Raw genomic sequence first — 15,760 nt, forward strand, 5'->3', positions numbered from 1 at the left:
GTCTCCGTTTGGGTTAGAACGGGATCTCGTCGTCATCAATCCCGCCCGACGCGGGTGCAGGGGCGCTGGACGGCGCGCCGTAAGGGTCGCCATAGCCACCACCGGCCTGTCCGCCGCCGCCATAGCCGCCCGACGCGCCGCCACCTTCGCCACCTCGACTGTCAAGCAAAGTCAGCTCACCACGATAAGGGCGCAGAACTACTTCGGTCGAATAGCGATCCTGGCCGGACTGGTCTTGCCATTTGCGGGTTTCCAACTGGCCTTCGATATAAACCTTGCTGCCCTTGCGCAGATATTGCTCGGCGATGCGGGCCAGCGGTTCCGAGAAGATCGCAACCGAATGCCATTCCGTGCGTTCGCGCCGTTCGCCGGTGTTGCGGTCTTTCCAGTTCTCGGATGTGGCAATGCGCAGGTTGCATACTTTGCCGCCATTCTGGAAAGACCGAACCTCTGGGTCTCGGCCGAGATTTCCAACCAAAATGACCTTGTTGACTGAGCCCGCCATAACTTCCCTCGTTCTGTTTTGTCTCATCGCGCCCGAATCTGGCGCGTTTTTCCGCTCTGACCCTATACGGCCTGAAGCGCTGTTGAAACACTGGTTCATCAGGCAACTGTGAACCGCAAAATCTTAGCGATCGCTTAACCATGCTTTCATTTTCAGCAGCGATACCTATAATCCACGAAGTTTTTGAGCGAGCAGGAATAGCTTTGATGCGGTATCTGGTTGGCGGGTTCTCTGTCCTGGCCCTGTGCATGACAACGGTCATTGCGCACGCGCAAACCTTGTCCAGCAAAAGCCGCAAGGACATATTTCTGAAACAGTCCAAAGTGCTCGATGGCAGGGCCGCAAGCCAATATCGCGACTCCGAACGGCTGAAGCCGAAAACGCAACGCAGCGCCTTGGTTCAAAGATACAACGGCAACTACAAAGGCCAATATCTTGAACACGCGCGCAAATTCGCCCGCCAGCACAATGTTCCTGAAGAGCTGTTTTTGCGTTTGGTTCAGCAGGAAAGCGGCTGGAACCCGCAAGCCGTATCGCACAAGGGTGCGCTAGGGTTGGCGCAACTGATGCCGCAAACCGCTCGGCTTTTGGGTGTGAACCCTCATGATCCGCTTGAGAACCTTGAAGGCGGGGCGCGGTATCTGTCCTGGCAATATCGCAAGTTCAAATCCTGGCCACTGGCATTGGCCGCCTATAACGCAGGCCCGAAAGCGGTTGAGAAATATGGTGGCATTCCCCCATACAAAGAAACCCAGAACTATGTGCGGGTGATCTGGGGCAGCTAACCGCGCCAGACCAATGCGATTTCAACGCAGTGTTGGATTTTTGTGGGAAAAGGCCGGTCTGAAAACCGGCCTTATTTGCCCTTACTCTGCCGCGACTTTGATCACCGGCTCCATGCGCGCCAGGATGTCCTCAGAGAGGTGACATTTGACCTGATGGCCATCCGCTAGGGTCTGTACCGGAGGGACATGAGATTCGCAGCGCCCGTCCGGCACTTCGGATTTCCAGCGACAGCGTGTCTGGAACGGGCAACCCGGCGGCGGGTTCATGGCTGACGGGATATCGCCCTCAAGCACGATATGCTGTTTCTCGACAGAGGTATCGGCAATTGGAACCGCGCTCAGCAACGCTTCGGTATAGGGGTGATAGGGCGGGGCAAAGACCTGATCGGTTGTGCCCAACTCGACCACATGGCCCAGATACATGACCATCACCCGGTCGCTGAGATAGCGTACAATGGACAGGTCGTGGCTGATGAAGAGCAGCGTGGTTTTCTGCTCGCGCTGGATTTCCATCAACAGATCTGTCACAGCGGCCTGCACCGATACGTCGAGGGCCGAGACCGGCTCGTCAGCCACCACAATGCGCGCATCCCCGGCAAAGGCTCGGGCGATGCCCACACGTTGTTTTTGCCCACCCGACAACTGACGTGGCATGCGATCAGCGAAGGCGCGGGGCAGCTTGACCAGATCCAACAGTTCAAGCATCCGTTTCTTTCGGTCCGCCTCGGACTCTCCGACGCCAAAGATTTCCAACGCCCGGATGATCTGACGGCCCACCGTCATCGACGGGTTCAGCGTGTCAAAGGGGTTCTGAAACACCATTTGCACTTCGCCCACGGTTTTGGCGTCGCGCTCCTCAATCGGCACCGCTTCGATATTGCGATTGTCCAGCAGGATCTGGCCATCGGTGGCCGTCTCCAACCCCATCAACACCTTGGCGAAAGTCGACTTGCCACAACCGGATTCACCCACAATGGCCAGTGTCTCGGATTCATGCGCCTCAAAGCTGAGGGTCTCGTTGGCCTTTACCACCTTGGTCGCACCCCCACCGAACAGGGCGTTCGCAGCTACCTCATAATATTTCTTGAGGTTGTCCATCTTCAGAACTGTCCGGCCGATCTCGGCCTTTTCTTTCTGCTCGCCCACGGTGATCGGCGCGTTCCAATCAATCTCCTGGAACTTCAGACAGCGCGTGTGGTGGCGATCATTGCCCGGCACGGCCTCCATCAGAATGTCCTTGGCGTCGCAGCGCCCTTCTTCGAAATAGTCGCAGCGCGGACCAAAATTGCATCCCGGTGGGCGCTCGTGGGGCAGGGGGAAGTTGCCCGGAATTGCCACCAGAGGACGCGCGTTCTTGTCTGCCCCAGGCAACGGGATCGACCGGAACAGCGCCTGAGTATAGGGGTGCTGCATATCGTCAAACACATCCTTGATCGAGCCGCGCTCGACCGCTTCACCCGAATACATCACGCACAGCCGGTCACAGGTTTCCAGAACCAGACCCAGGTTGTGCGAGATAAACAGCATCGAGGTGCCGTATTTCTTGCCCAGATCCTTGACCAGTTCGACCACGGCGGCCTCGACCGTCACGTCCAGCGCGGTTGTCGGCTCATCCAGGATCAAAAGCGCAGGCTTTGACATCAGCGCCATCGCGATTACGATCCGCTGCTGCTGACCACCAGATAATTGATGCGGGAACGAGTTCAGCATCCGCTCGGGGTCGGGCAGGCGCACATCGGTGACAACCTCCAACGCGCGGGCATAGGCTTCTTCCGCGCCGACACCCTCGTGAATCATCGGCACTTCCATCAACTGCTTGCCGATCTTCATCGCCGGGTTCAGCGAGGCCATCGGTTCCTGATAGATCATGGCGATCTCATTGCCGCGAATGTCGCGCAGCTCTTCGGTGGTCATCTCGCCCAGATCGCGGCCTTTGAACTTGATTGATCCACCAACAATGCGACCGTTCTTGCCCAGATCCTGCATGACGCCCAGAGCCACGGTGGATTTGCCGCACCCCGATTCCCCGACCAGCCCGACAGCCTCACCGGGCTGCACGCTTACCGAGAAATCCATAACAGCGGGAATTTCTCTCAGCCGGGTGAAAAACGAAATCGAAAGCTTATCGATCTCCAAGATCGGGCCATCATAATCCGCCATTTTGTTCATCTTGCCGTCTCCTCACCAGATGCGGGGATCCCATTCATCTGGCTAAAAATATCCCGGGGTCTGGGGGCAGAACCCCCAGTACAGATCACATCAATCCTTCAGACTTTCCTCGCGCAGGCCATCGGCCAGCAGGTTCAAACCCAGAACCAGCGACAACAAGGCAAGAGCAGGTGGAAGGGCAGGGTGCAGATAGATCGACAAGAGCTTGCGCCCTTCGTTGATCGTTGACCCCCAATCAGGGCTCTCGGGTGGCAGGCCAAGCCCAAAGAACCCCAATGTGCCCAGAAGGATCGTGGTATAGCCAATGCGCAGGCAGAAATCGACGATCAGCGGGCCACGCGCGTTGGGCAAAATCTCCCACAGCATGATGTACCAGGGCCCTTCACCCCGGGTCTGTGCCGCGGCTACATAGTCGCGGGTTTTGATGTCCAGCGCCAGGCCGCGCACGATGCGGAACACGGTGGGTGAGTTCACAAAGACCACCGATACAAAGACCACCAGGATACCTCCGGGAATATCGAACAGATCCAGAGGCGTCGGCAAACCCCAAATGCGGTAGTCATCCGTGTCGATTACATAGCCCCCCGTCGAGATCAGCGACAAATAAAGCCATCCCGCAACGCCCAGAACTCCGATCAGCAAAGGCGTTCGGAATTTCGGGCGTGTGTAATAGCGTGAATTCAGCAGAACGCCCAGGAAGATGATCGGGAACACGAACAAAATGGCCGCCATATAGTTCGGCACGCCTGTTGCCACGATTTCGGGCGTGACCAGCAGATAGAACAGCAAGATCACCGGAAAGGCCAGGATCAGGTTGGCCAGGAAGGACAGAAGCGTATCCAGACGCCCTCCGTAATACCCTGCGGGCAAACCCAGCGTAATCCCGACCATGAAGGCAAACATGGTCGCCAGCGGTGCGATTTGCACCACAATCCAGGCGCCTTTTACCATCCGGCTGAATACATCGCGGGCCAGGTTGTCGCCGCCCAGAAGGTACCACGCATAAGCCCCTTCCTCGGATGCGGGCAGCGGTGTGCCAGGCACCTTGTTCTTCATACCCGAGACCTGCGACAGCGGGTCATGGGTGACGATCAGATCCATCGCCCCGAAGATGCCGGTGAAGACCCAGAACATCACAAGGCCAAACCCGATCATGCCGATGGGGCTGTCAAAGAGCTTGCCGTAAAGGCCCAGCCTGCGCTTATAGGCGATCGACATGGCGTAGAGGATGATCAGTGACACCCAAACGGGTAGGAATTGCTGTGACATCGCACCGATGATGCCCGCGCCGGTGCCCAACAAAACACCCAGCACGATATAGGCAACTCCCAATCCGACGCTGGCCAGGAAGCTGAGCCGCATCATCGATTGGATAAAGTTCCGCACCCCCGAGCCCGAGGTAAGCGTGCCATCCGGATTCACCGTCATCTGTGGCTCTGGCAGCACGATGCTGGCCAGGATCCAAACCAGAATGGACAGAACCATGATGGCAAGAGCGATCCCCAGCAGGGGGTTCAGAAAGGCGATTGAGCCGGTCCAGGTCAATGGGTCCATAATCTCACCCTCCTTATGAAATGCGGATACGTGGGTTCAGGTAGACATAGCCGATATCCGAGATCAGCTGTGTCACCAGAACCACAAAGACCGACACGACCGAAATCGCCAGCAGAAGCTGAATGTCGTTGTTGCCCGCCGCTTGCACCAGAGCCCATCCAAACCCCTTGTAGTTAAACAGGGTCTCGACGATCACCACACCATTCAGCAGCCATGGGAACTGCAGCATGATGACGGTGAAAGGGGCGATCAGCGCGTTGCGCAGCGCGTGTTTCATGACGATATTGGGGAAAGACACGCCCTTCAGCCGCGCAGTGCGGATATATTGCGCGGTCATCACCTCGGTCATCGAAGCGCGGGTCATTCGGGCGATGTAGCCCATCCCGTAAAGCGCAATGGTGAGCACGGGTAAGAAGAAATTCTCGAAAGTCGGATTTTCCATCGCCTGCGTGGCGGTCCCCTTGAACCATTTCAAACCCACCGCCGATGATGTGAAGATCGCGATAAAGATCACGCCCGAGACATATTCCGGCGTCGCCGTCGTTGTGATGGCAAAGGTCGACAGCGTCCGGTCGGTGGCCGAGCCTTCTTTCATACCCGCCAGAATGCCCAGGATCAGCGCAGACGGAACCATCAGTAGCATGACCCAGAACATCAGCCGCCCGGTCAGGGCCAGGCGGTTGCCAACAACGGTCGAGACCTCTTCTTTGAAGACAGTGGAGTAGCCCCAGTATCCTTGCAGGATGCCACAGAAATTCGGAGATTCTTCCGCCGTTTGGCCAGGCAGAATACAACGTCCCTGAACCGTTCCATCCTCGTTCGTGTGCCGATACGAGGGCAGAACGCCCAGCCATTCGCCGTATTTCACAGGTGTCGATTGCAGATAGCCGCCTTTTTCAAGAAAGCTTTCAACCTGTTCGTCCGACATGCGGAAGTTGCCTTGCGTCTTCGCAAGCTTTTCTAGGTTGGGATATAGATTGGTCAGGTAAAATACCAGGAATGTCAGGCACAATGCTGTTAGCAGCATGATCCCGACCCGCCTTAATATAAAAAGTCCCATGTTAGCCCCTGTTGGTAGGCTGGCGCAGGTTTGATGTTACCTGTCGCGTCGCTGTCTGTTTTTGGTCGCTGTCGTCAGGACAAAAAAACCGCGCCCGGGTTTGGGCGCGGCTAAGAAGTTTCGGCTTAGGACGTCAGGCCGAACTTATAAAGTTGCGGCAGATCCGCGATGTGCTTTTCGACACCCACCATGTTGTCACGGTGGTGGCGGATCGCGGTGCGCCAATACGGCTGTATGGTTACACCTTCGTCGATCATGATCGCCTGTAGCTTGGCCATGACCTCGCGACGCATATCCACGTCAGCCAGAGAGTTGGCCTCGGCCAGCAGCGTGTCGAACTCTTCGTTGGCAAAGCCGGACTCGTTCCAGGCAACACCCGACTTATAGGCCAGCGCCAGAACCTGCGTGCCCAGCGGGCGGTGGTTCCAGTTGGTCGACGAGAACGCGTATTTCGTCCAATCGTTCCAGAAGGTCGAGCCGGGCAGGACCGTGTGCTTGGCCTTGATCCCTGCGTCGTTCAGCTGAGCAACAACGGCGGCGGTTGTATTACGGCGCCAGTCATCGTCGATCGACTGAACTTCATGCTCGAAATCGCCCATGCCCGCTTCGTCCATCAGCGCTTTGGCGCCTGCCGGGTCATAGGGTATGCGCGTTACAGCCGAGTCAAACTCGGGGTGCATCGGGCCCACATGGCAGTTCTCGGCCGGGATGCCATAGCCGGACATGCCCAGTTCCAGACAGACTTCGTTGTCCACCGCCATGGCCAAAGCCTGACGCACGCGTTTATCGCCATAGATCTTGTTGCCATCTGCATCTTCAGCCAACTGGTTTGGACGAATGACGATGGTGAAGCCAGACGGGATTTCCGAGCGTACAAGGCCGATACCGTCGAAGATGTCGACAAATTCGCCAACCGATTCCCAGTTCATGTCGATCTCTTCGGCCTCATAGGCCGCCAGAAACGCTGCGGGATCAGTGCCGTAATCGATGAACTCGATCCGGTCGATATAGCCGCCTTTGCCGGCCTCATAGCCCCACCAGTCGAAATCTTCGTTGCGAACGAGAACACCTTTCACGCCAACTTCGTGGCTTTCGGGCTTCATAAAGCCGGTGCCGATCGGGTTGCCCAGCATGTCATTTGCATCAAAGCTGCTGTGCACAATCGCCGCCGGATAGTCGGCCATGCCCGGAATGATGGTGATGTCCGGCGCGTTGCACTTCAGCTTGACAGTGTGCGAGTCGACGACGGTGATCGCCCCGTCCGCAGCTTGCTGTGTGCTTTCGTCCATCAACGATGCCATGCGCGAAGCCATCGAGTTGCCTTCGAGCGCACCGTCGCACCAGCCGGTGATGTTGCGAGCCACGTCTTCGGCGGTAAAATCATCACCGTTGTTCCACTTTACGCCTTTGCGAACGTTCAAAGTGTACTCGGTGGCGTCCTCATTGGCTTCCCAGCTTTCCAGCAGCATTGGCTTAAAGCTACCGTCGTTGTTGTATTCAACAAGATACTCCAGCCAGCCCGCCGTGTAGGTCGCGATCTGCGTCCAGTCGTAGGTACGCGGATCTTTCAGCGCGCGTACTTCCATCTGATAGCGGATGGTGCCTCCACGCTGCGGCTCTTGCGCGGCAGCGGGTGTCTGCAGGCCGATCAGGCCATAGGCGGTTGGTACCGCAACGCCCAGAGCAGTAACACGCGCCATGAATTCGCGGCGGCTCAGGTTGCCGTCCCGATATTCCTTGGCATGCATTTCTGCGGCCCAATGGACCGGGCTATCAACTTGTGTCTGATTAGTCATCGATGTCTCCCTGTGACACGGTAGTTCTTGGTGGAATCCGGCGCTATGCACACCCTTGGGTGAGCAACAGCAGCGCCAACAGTTCTGTTTTTCGGATTCCACGCGTCCCCATGGCCGTATTCCGCACCAGAAAATCCGTGAGGTCAATGTGAGAAATCGACATCAATGATACAAAAACGACATCCTCAATTTTTGTTAGCGCCATAGCGCGACATCTATGTCGGTGTCTGCTTTCTGAGGGGCGTGTCAACAAGATGTGCTGCCCGGATCTTCAGGTGTTGGTCAGACGGGCTGGTAACAGTTTGATTTATTAGCTGGTTTTGGTGACCCTCAACCCAATGGGTTTATCCGGTGCCAGTGCTTCATCCGTGCGCGAAACCATGTGCGCTGCCGTTTGGCGAATTGTCGTGTGGCAATGGTCGCTCTTTCCCTTGCGTCATCCAGCGACATGGTACCTTCAAGGTAAGCCATAAGCTCGGGAACGCCGATCGCCTTGCAAGCCGGGCGCGACGGGTCATACCGGCTACGCATGGCGGCGACTTCGTCTAACGCACCCATATTAAGCATTTTGTCGAAACGCTGTCGGATCCGATGCTCAAGCCAGTCTTTTTCGACGTCAAAAACGATTGGCACTGTGTGGGTTAGCGCCAGTCTCGGCGGTGGGGTATCGGCCTGCCAGTCCGACAAAGAACGTCCGGTGGCAGCCTGAACTTCCCAGGCACGTTGAACCCGCGCACGGTTGTTGCTGTCCAGGCCTTGCAGCGTCTTGAGGTCCACTCCGACAATCAGCGCCGACAAAGAAAGCTGATCGGCTTTGGCCCGGATTTCTGGCGGAATTGGTGGAATGTCGGCCATGCCTTCGGTCAGAGCGGTGAAATACAAGCCAGTACCGCCAACGATAATGGGGCGCGGTCCACCGTGCAGCAAGGGCGTGACCTCGCGCAGCCAATGACCGGTTGAATAGCTTTGATCATGCGCAACATGACCATAGAGCTTATGTGGCGCGCGGGCTTCATCCTCGACTGAAGGGCGGGCTGAAATGACGCGCCAGCAGTCATAGACCTGACTGGCATCCGCATTCACAATGACGCCGCCAATCAGTTCGGCAATCTCAAGCGCCAGATCCGATTTTCCCGAAGCGGTCGGGCCCGCGATCAGCACCGGTTTGTCCTTTGGGATCGTTGGCAATTGCTCCCACAGCCGGGTCATGCTGCTATCGGCCATTGGTGGTCGCCTTACTTCGGTTGCAACCGCATTGAACCTGCGGGTGTTTTGCTTCATTTTGCGCGCAAAATAACCCCGTGCCAGCCCGGAGCGCAATATGAGCCTTTCCCCCACAGAACCCACAGAGACGCCAAAAACAACTTATAAACGCGTGATGCTGAAAATATCCGGCGAAGCGCTGATGGGAGATCAGGGATTCGGCCTGCATCCGCCAACCGTGCAACGTATCGCGCAAGAGGTGAAGTCGGTGCACGATATGGGCGTCGAGATCTGCATGGTGATCGGGGGCGGCAACATCTTTCGCGGACTGAGCGGCTCGGCACAGGGGATGGAGCGGACGACGGCCGATTACATGGGCATGCTGGCCACCGTGATGAATGCGCTGGGGATGCAGTCGGCACTGGAAGAGGTCGGCGTTTTCACCCGGGTGATCTCGGCCATCCGCATGGATGAGGTCTGCGAGCCCTATATTCGTCGCCGCGCCGTGCGCCACCTGGAAAAACAACGTGTGTGCATCTTCGCCGCCGGAACGGGCAATCCCTATTTCACCACTGACACCGCCGCGACGCTGCGTGCCAACGAAATGGCCTGTGAGGCGATCTTTATGGGTAAGAACGGAGTGGATGGTGTCTATGACAAGGACCCCAAGGTTCATGCGGATGCTGTACGCTATGACACGGTGACCTATGACGATGTTCTGGCCAAACGTCTGCGGGTCATGGACGCCTCGGCCATCGCTTTGGCGCGCGACAACAATCTGCCATTGATCGTCTTTGGTCTGGATGAGCCTGGCGGTTTCCGTGGCATCCTGGCGGGTGAGGGGACATATACCAAGGTTCAGGGCTAAGCCTGCCTGACCTCACGGGTTGACGGATTGACCGTCGCTGGGCTTATCTGTGTCGTCTGCGCTTTGGATTGAGGTGCGGGCTGCCGTGCATCTGGCGCGGCTGGCTGGAAGACCTGCCTTGTTTTCGGTGCAGCCCCGAAGAACAGGCGGGCTGCCCTTCGATAGACATGAAGATGACGAAGGAGCGATGTGTGATGAGCACCTTGGATATTGAATTCGTTCGGGCACAGTTTCCGGCCTTTTCCGAACCCAGACTGCAAGGTCAGGCGTTTTTTGAAAACGCGGGCGGGTCTTATACCTGCAAGCCCGTGATCGACCGGCTGCAGCGGTTCTATACGCAACGCAAAGTCCAACCCTATTCGCCGTTCGAGGCCAGCACGCTGGGCGGTGCTGAAATGGACGAAGCACGTGACCGCCTGGCGGCGATGCTGGGTGTCGACACCGATGAGCTAAGCTTTGGACCGTCGACAACTCAGAACACCTATGTTCTGGCCAATGCTTTCCGTCAGTGGATGAAACCCGGCGAGGCGATTATCGTCACCAATCAGGACCACGAGGCGAATTCGGGTCCGTGGCGTCGTCTGGCCGAGGACGGGATCGAGATCCGCGAATGGAAGATTGACCCCAATACCGGGTCTTTGAACCCCAATGATCTGGAAACCTTGCTGGATGACTCGGTTCGTCTGGTCTGTTTTCCCCATTGTTCAAACGTGGTGGCCGAGATCAACCCGGTCACTCAGATCACTTCGATTGCGCACGCGGCCGGGGCTTTCGTTTGCGTGGATGGCGTGTCTTATGCGCCGCATGGTCTGCCCAATGTTGGTGATCTTGGTCCCGATATCTATCTGTTCTCGGCCTATAAAACCTATGGACCGCATCAGGGCTGCATGGTCATCCGGCGCAATCTGGGGCATTTGCTGCCCAATCAGGCGCATTTCTTCAATGGTGATGTGCTCTACAAACGCTTCACCCCAGCAGGGCCAGATCATGCGCAAGTCGCTGCCAGTGCGGGCATGGCGGACTACTTCGATCAACTGTGTGATCACCACGGTGGACCCGCAGAAGGTGCGGCCAAGCGCGGCGCGTTTGTGCATGACCTGATGCGCGCGCATGAGGTCGAGCTGTTGCAACCAGTTCTGGACGCGGTCAAATCGCGCAATGCTGTTCGCTTGATCGGCCCGTCCGACGCCACGTGTCGCGCACCGACGGTTGCATTGGCCCTGAATACCGATGCGGAACCCGTGGCGGCTCAACTGGCTGAGCATGGTATCATGGCCGGAGGCAGCGACTTCTATGCGGTTCGGCCTCTGCAGGCGATGGGGGTTGATCTGGAAAAGGGTGTGCTGCGGCTGAGTTTCACACATTATACCTCTAAACAAGAAATAGATCAGCTTTTAGAGGCGCTTGATCGCGTTTTGTGATCCGATATCCGGCCTGTTTCGTAACACTGGAAAAACGGCGGGGCGGATAAGGTGACAGGACAGAAACCCATCATCATGTGGTTCAGGCGCGATCTGCGCCTGACCGATCATCAGGCCCTGCACGCTGCGATGCAAAGCGGGCGACCCATTGTTCCTCTGTTTATCTGCGACGATCTTGTCGAGGCTCTGGGCGCCGCGCCCAAATGGCGTCTGGGACTGGGTCTCGAGATCTTTGATACAGCCTTGCGTAAGCGCGGCAGTCGGTTGATCTTGCGCAACGGCAAGGCCCGGGATGTGCTGCAAGACGTGGTACGCGAGACAGGAGCGACCGACATCTATTGGTCGCGTGCTTATGATCCCGGTTCGATCACGCGGGACAAAGACGTCAAAGCATTTTTCTCTGAGGCTGGGCTGAACGCGCGGTCTTTTCCGGGCCACTTGTTGTTCGAGCCCTGGGATGTCGCCACAAAGGCGGGCCTGCCCTTCCGTGTCTTCACGCCGATGTGGCGCGCGGTTCAGGGGCGTGAAGTGTCTTCCACGGTTGCGGCGCCACCCCAACTGCCAGCGCCGGAAAGCTGGCCGAGGTCAGACGATCTGGGCGCATGGGCGTTGGGCGCAGCCATGCGGCGGGGCGCATCTGTTGTGCGGCCTCACGTGCGACCAGGAGAAGAAAGCGCGCTGGATCAGTTGGAGCGTTTTCTAACGCATGTCAGTGACTACTCCGATCAGCGCGATCAGCTGGCCGTCAACGGGGCCTCTGATATGGCGGAGTATCTGTCACTGGGCGAAATCAGCCCGCGCGTGATCTGGCACCGGGTCAAACAGGCAGGTCTTTTGGGCGCAAGCCGCACGGATGCATATCTGCGGCAGTTGGTCTGGCGCGAGTTTGCCTATCACCTGATGTTTCACACGCCCCACATGCTGACCGAGAACTGGAAACCTGAATGGGACAGTTTTGACTGGCAAACAGACCCGGACGCGCCCGTGGTTGTGGCGTGGAAACAGGCCCGCACCGGCGTACCACTGGTCGATGCGGGGCTTAGGCAGATGTATGTTACCGGGCGGATGCACAACCGCGCCCGCATGATTGTGGCGAGCTACCTGACCAAGCATCTCATCACGCATTGGCGCATCGGGATGGATTGGTTTGCGGACTGCCTGACCGACTGGGACCCTGCATCAAATGCCATGGGCTGGCAATGGGTTGCGGGGTCGGGCCCGGATGCGGCGCCGTTCTTTCGCATTTTCAACCCTGAAACACAGCGCGAACGGTTTGATCCGACCAAGGCCTATCTGCACCGCTGGATTGCTGAAGGCCAACCGGATCCGGGAGCCGAGGCTCTGTCCTATTTCGAAGCGGTTCCGCGCGCGTGGGGGCTGAAGCCGGACGCGCCGTATCCCAACCCTGTGGTTGATCTGCAAGACGGCAGGCGGCGCGCATTGATGCGTTATGAGAACACAAAATCCCAGTAAGGAACTGAAAACTTGCCAGAAACGGAATCCCACCATAGCCTGACGCAACGACCGCAAAGGGGAGAGCGGATGATACTGACCACCACGGAAGGGCAAAAAGACCTGCCCAGGTATTTCACGCAAGTCTTCAAAATGATCAGCCTGCTTGAAGCTGGCCGATTGGATATAGCATTGCCGGATGGGCGCGTTTTCCGGGTCGAAGGACCCAAACCGGGGCCTGTTGCCGAGGCCCACATTCACGACCCCGAAGTGTTTTCGCGATTGGTGCGGGAAGGTGAATTGGGGTTTTCGGACGGATATCTGGAAGGCCAGTGGAGCACGCCGGACCTGCGCGCTTTCATGGATCTGGTGCATCTGGGGTCAGATGCGTTCTACGACGATTTCAACGGTCAGTTTCTTGTGCGCGCCTATGAACGCCTGCGGTTCTGGCTACAGCGCAACCATCGTGCGCAAGCCAAGAAAAACATCTCGTACCACTATGATCTGGGCAATGACTTCTACGCCTTGTGGCTGGACGAGACTATGACCTATTCCAGCGCCATATTCGAGACGGGTCAGGAGAGCCTGGAAAAGGCGCAAACGGCCAAATATTCCAGTATGGTCGACGAGATGGGTGCAAAACCTGGCGATCATATCCTTGAGATCGGATGTGGATGGGGTGGTTTCGCCGAATATGCCGCCAAAGAGCGCGGCTTGAAGGTCACAGGTTTGACCATCAGCGAAGAACAGTTGAAGTTCGCTCGACAGCGCATTGAAAAAGCGGGTCTTTCTGACAAAGTGAACTTCAAGCTTCAAGATTACCGCGACGAACAGGGCCAATATGACGGCATCGCCTCGATCGAGATGTTCGAAGCGGTGGGTGAGAGATACTGGCCCTCCTATTTTGATACGGTCCGGGAACGGTTGAAACCGGGGGCTCAGGCAACTCTGCAGATCATCACAGTGGCAGATCATCGCTGGGACATCTATCGCAACAGCGTTGATTTCATTCAGAAATATATCTTTCCAGGCGGTATGCTTCCGGCCCCGTCAGTCCTGCGAGAGCAGGTTCAGCAAGCAGGCCTGGACGTTGTGAAATCGAAAGAGTTCGGCAAAAGTTATGACCTGACCCTGCGGCGTTGGTACGACACGTTCAACGACAAATGGGATCAGATCGCCGATATGGGCTTTGATGAGCGTTTTCGCCGCATGTGGAATTATTATTTGACCGCTTGCGGCGCGGCCTTTGACACGGGCAATTGCGATGTGACACAGATCACAATAGCCAAGCCGAACTAACAGATGGACACAGCAAAATGCCCACTGCCCATAGACTTGTCGCCGGTATTTGCCTTCTGGTGATCGCATTCATCGTTTCGACAATGATCATTGCGAATGGGGAAGAAGGCAAAGACTATGGCTATTTCACATATGTGAATATGGGCCTTGGTTTGGCCTGTGGTTGGAAGGTCATGGGCAAACGTGCAGGTCGCGGTTGGGTCGCGGCAGTAAACAACGGTTTGACAGGGGTAGCGGCTCTGGTGTTTTGGGGGCTGTTTGTTCAGGGCGTCTATGAGATGTTCCGCCTGGCCATGCGCCATCGCTATGACGGACCATTCGACGCGGTGTTGGCGATATTCACTCTTGGCGTTGAATATGGTCGACAGCTGATCACCCCGGAAATCCTGTTGACGCTCGCAATTGGTGCCGTCATCACAGGCTTGCTGACCGAAGTCGCGTATCGACGCTGGCGATAGTGGCTGTTCCAATTCACAGGATCTAATTCATTGTCCGATTTGTTTTTCTATGGCACGCTGCAACACGTGCCGTTGCTTGAACGCGTTTTGAACCGCGAACCCGGCGATCTTCAAACAGAAGCTGCTGTTTTGTCTGATCATGCGGTCTTTGCCGTGAAGGATCAGTCCTTTCCGATGATCATGGCCAAGCCGGGCGGCGCGGCGCAGGGGCTTTTGGTCCGCGGCTTGAGCCAGGAAGATCGCGACAGGTTGGACTTTTACGAAGGTGGTTTCGACTATGCTTTGGATACGCGAACCATAGCATTGGCCGATGGAGAGACCGCGCAGGCCTTGGTGTTTTTTCCCGCGCCGGACCTTTGGACGCCGGACAAACCTTGGAGTTTGCAAGATTGGGCGGATGAATGGGGCGCATTGACGGTTCTGGCGGCCGAGGACGTCATGGCGCAATACGGTATCCTTTCTCCGGCCGAGATTGCCAAAGCTTTCCCGGCAGCTCGAATGCGCGCCTGGGCCAAGCTTGAGGCGCGCAAACGGCTGACCGATGATCCGCGCTCTGTTGCGAAGGACGTTATCGTACACAGCCACAAACGCGCCTATCTGGGCTATTTCGGGATGGAAGAGATCGAGTTCCAACATCGTCAACACGATGGAACTATGGGGCCGGTACTTCATCGCAGTGCTTTGATGCAGGGCAGCGCAGTGGTTCTGCTGCCCTATGATCCGCTGCGCGATCTGGTGTTGTTGGTCGAACAGTTTCGCACGCCGGCTTTTTTGATCGATGATCCCGAGCCCTGGTTGTGGGAACCGGTTGCAGGCATGATCGATCCGGGCGAGACCCCTGAGCAAGCGGTGCATCGCGAATCCATGGAAGAAGCACAGACCGAGCTGACATCACTGCATTATGTCGGGGGGGCCTATTCCTCGACCGGATCATCCACCGAATTTGCCCATCTCTATGTCGGTCTGGGAGATCTGACCGAAACAACCGAAAGCGGCGGCTTGCAGTCAGAGGGCGAAGATATCCGCAGCAAAATCCTGCCTTATGAAGAGTTTATGCAAATGGTTGATACCCATGTCTTCAAGGATCTGCCTCTGCTGACCTTGGCCCATTGGTTGGCCCGTCATCGTGATCAATTGCGGCAGCCATGATCGCCGCTTGTGGTCACGGCAGGTGGCCTGTAAATCTTTCG

At 57.0% G+C, this 15,760-nt stretch carries 13 protein-coding genes; 7 read left to right on the forward strand and 6 right to left on the reverse strand.

Annotated features, from left to right (window positions below; all coding sequences use genetic code 11):
* Nucleotides 1-13: 13 nt before the first annotated feature.
* Nucleotides 14-505 carry a single-stranded DNA-binding protein gene (ssb, locus tag GOX45_RS05030; protein ID WP_171098629.1) on the reverse strand — a complete coding sequence of 164 codons (492 nt, stop codon included), beginning with the start codon at nucleotides 503-505 and terminating at the stop codon, nucleotides 14-16.
* Nucleotides 506-711: 206 nt separating this feature from the next.
* Here ssb and GOX45_RS05035 point away from each other — a divergent pair, with 206 nt between their 5' ends.
* Nucleotides 712-1,290: a lytic transglycosylase domain-containing protein gene (locus GOX45_RS05035; RefSeq protein WP_171098630.1), complete on the forward strand. Its 579-nt coding sequence runs from the start codon at nucleotides 712-714 to the stop codon at nucleotides 1,288-1,290.
* Between the two features lie 81 nt (nucleotides 1,291-1,371).
* Here the strand turns inward: GOX45_RS05035 and GOX45_RS05040 are convergent, their stop codons facing one another.
* From GOX45_RS05040 to miaA, 5 genes are all read right to left on the reverse strand, one after another.
* Complete coding sequence (locus GOX45_RS05040; protein WP_171098633.1) at nucleotides 1,372-3,459, reverse strand: ABC transporter ATP-binding protein; 2,088 nt, start codon at nucleotides 3,457-3,459, stop codon at nucleotides 1,372-1,374.
* Nucleotides 3,460-3,549: 90 nt separating this feature from the next.
* Nucleotides 3,550-5,013, reverse strand: a complete 1,464-nt coding sequence (locus tag GOX45_RS05045; RefSeq protein WP_171098635.1) for an ABC transporter permease — start codon at nucleotides 5,011-5,013, stop codon at nucleotides 3,550-3,552.
* A 13-nt stretch (nucleotides 5,014-5,026) separates the two neighbouring features.
* The gene (locus GOX45_RS05050; protein ID WP_171098637.1) at nucleotides 5,027-6,073 is read right to left on the reverse strand and encodes an ABC transporter permease; all 1,047 of its coding nucleotides are present in this window, start codon (nucleotides 6,071-6,073) and stop codon (nucleotides 5,027-5,029) included.
* Nucleotides 6,074-6,198: 125 nt separating this feature from the next.
* The gene (locus GOX45_RS05055) at nucleotides 6,199-7,869 is read right to left on the reverse strand and encodes an ABC transporter substrate-binding protein (protein ID WP_171098639.1); all 1,671 of its coding nucleotides are present in this window, start codon (nucleotides 7,867-7,869) and stop codon (nucleotides 6,199-6,201) included.
* Between the two features lie 330 nt (nucleotides 7,870-8,199).
* The gene (gene miaA, locus GOX45_RS05060) at nucleotides 8,200-9,093 is read right to left on the reverse strand and encodes a tRNA (adenosine(37)-N6)-dimethylallyltransferase MiaA (RefSeq protein WP_171099249.1); all 894 of its coding nucleotides are present in this window, start codon (nucleotides 9,091-9,093) and stop codon (nucleotides 8,200-8,202) included.
* A 97-nt stretch (nucleotides 9,094-9,190) separates the two neighbouring features.
* Here miaA and pyrH point away from each other — a divergent pair, with 97 nt between their 5' ends.
* From pyrH to GOX45_RS05090, 6 genes are all read left to right on the forward strand, one after another.
* Entirely contained in the window at nucleotides 9,191-9,940 is a 750-nt protein-coding gene (pyrH, locus tag GOX45_RS05065; RefSeq protein ID WP_171098640.1) for a UMP kinase, read from the forward strand.
* A 194-nt stretch (nucleotides 9,941-10,134) separates the two neighbouring features.
* Nucleotides 10,135-11,361, forward strand: coding sequence for an aminotransferase class V-fold PLP-dependent enzyme (locus GOX45_RS05070; RefSeq protein ID WP_171098641.1), 1,227 nt, complete (start codon nucleotides 10,135-10,137; stop codon nucleotides 11,359-11,361).
* A 51-nt stretch (nucleotides 11,362-11,412) separates the two neighbouring features.
* Nucleotides 11,413-12,834, forward strand: a complete 1,422-nt coding sequence (locus tag GOX45_RS05075) for a deoxyribodipyrimidine photo-lyase (protein ID WP_371808953.1) — start codon at nucleotides 11,413-11,415, stop codon at nucleotides 12,832-12,834.
* Between the two features lie 69 nt (nucleotides 12,835-12,903).
* The gene (locus tag GOX45_RS05080; RefSeq protein WP_171098642.1) at nucleotides 12,904-14,112 is read left to right on the forward strand and encodes a cyclopropane-fatty-acyl-phospholipid synthase family protein; all 1,209 of its coding nucleotides are present in this window, start codon (nucleotides 12,904-12,906) and stop codon (nucleotides 14,110-14,112) included.
* A 17-nt stretch (nucleotides 14,113-14,129) separates the two neighbouring features.
* On the forward strand, nucleotides 14,130-14,570 hold the full coding sequence (locus GOX45_RS05085; RefSeq protein ID WP_171098644.1) for a TrgA family protein: 441 nt from the start codon (nucleotides 14,130-14,132) through the stop codon (nucleotides 14,568-14,570).
* A gap of 30 nt (nucleotides 14,571-14,600) precedes the next feature.
* Nucleotides 14,601-15,719 carry an NUDIX domain-containing protein gene (locus GOX45_RS05090; RefSeq protein ID WP_171098646.1) on the forward strand — a complete coding sequence of 373 codons (1,119 nt, stop codon included), beginning with the start codon at nucleotides 14,601-14,603 and terminating at the stop codon, nucleotides 15,717-15,719.
* The last annotated feature ends 41 nt before the right edge of the window (nucleotides 15,720-15,760 follow it).

Origin of the sequence: Ruegeria sp. HKCCD7255, from assembly GCF_013031565.1 — a bacterium.
Classification (GTDB): Bacteria; Pseudomonadota; Alphaproteobacteria; order Rhodobacterales; family Rhodobacteraceae; genus Ruegeria.

Excerpts from the sequence above, each read along its gene's own strand:
- ssb (WP_171098629.1), bottom strand. The coding sequence starts at position 505 with ATGGCGGGCTCAGTCAACAAGGTCATTTTGGTTGGAAATCTCGGCCGA.
- GOX45_RS05035 (WP_171098630.1), top strand. The coding sequence starts at position 712 with ATGCGGTATCTGGTTGGCGGGTTCTCTGTCCTGGCCCTGTGCATGACA.
- GOX45_RS05040 (WP_171098633.1), bottom strand. The coding sequence starts at position 3,459 with ATGAACAAAATGGCGGATTATGATGGCCCGATCTTGGAGATCGATAAG.
- GOX45_RS05045 (WP_171098635.1), bottom strand. The coding sequence starts at position 5,013 with ATGGACCCATTGACCTGGACCGGCTCAATCGCCTTTCTGAACCCCCTG.
- GOX45_RS05050 (WP_171098637.1), bottom strand. The coding sequence starts at position 6,073 with ATGGGACTTTTTATATTAAGGCGGGTCGGGATCATGCTGCTAACAGCA.
- GOX45_RS05055 (WP_171098639.1), bottom strand. The coding sequence starts at position 7,869 with ATGACTAATCAGACACAAGTTGATAGCCCGGTCCATTGGGCCGCAGAA.
- miaA (WP_171099249.1), bottom strand. The coding sequence starts at position 9,093 with ATGGCCGATAGCAGCATGACCCGGCTGTGGGAGCAATTGCCAACGATC.
- pyrH (WP_171098640.1), top strand. The coding sequence starts at position 9,191 with ATGAGCCTTTCCCCCACAGAACCCACAGAGACGCCAAAAACAACTTAT.
- GOX45_RS05070 (WP_171098641.1), top strand. The coding sequence starts at position 10,135 with ATGAGCACCTTGGATATTGAATTCGTTCGGGCACAGTTTCCGGCCTTT.
- GOX45_RS05080 (WP_171098642.1), top strand. The coding sequence starts at position 12,904 with ATGATACTGACCACCACGGAAGGGCAAAAAGACCTGCCCAGGTATTTC.
- GOX45_RS05085 (WP_171098644.1), top strand. The coding sequence starts at position 14,130 with ATGCCCACTGCCCATAGACTTGTCGCCGGTATTTGCCTTCTGGTGATC.